The organism is Paenibacillus sp. 598K (assembly GCF_003851045.1).
Lineage (GTDB): Bacteria > Bacillota > Bacilli > Paenibacillales > Paenibacillaceae > Paenibacillus_D.
Genome location: NZ_BFBX01000087.1, coordinates 1 through 259, shown reverse-complemented (window position 1 = coordinate 259; position 259 = coordinate 1). Strand labels below are relative to the sequence as shown.

Genomic DNA, 259 nt, shown 5'->3' with positions numbered 1-259 from the left:
ATCTCGATGTTCGTGCCGGTCGCGGTGTTCTGCATGACCGTCACGGTTGATCGCCTCTCGGCGATCGTCTTCGCAGTGACGATGCCGCTACTCGTCCTGTTCATGATCCTGATCGGGATCAGCGCCAAGGCCAAGACGGATAAGCAGTTCAAGCTGCTCGGACGGCTGGGCGGCCACTTCCACGATGTGCTGCGCGGATTGCCGACGCTGGCGATGTTCAATCGCAGCAAGGCGCAGATCGACATCATCGCCCGCATCG

1 protein-coding gene is annotated in these 259 nt (G+C 60.6%); it reads left to right on the top strand.

Annotated elements, in window-relative coordinates; translation table 11 throughout:
- Positions 1-259 (top strand): ABC transporter transmembrane domain-containing protein (locus PA598K_RS23450; protein ID WP_260405566.1); only part of this gene is annotated, 259 nt, incomplete at both ends.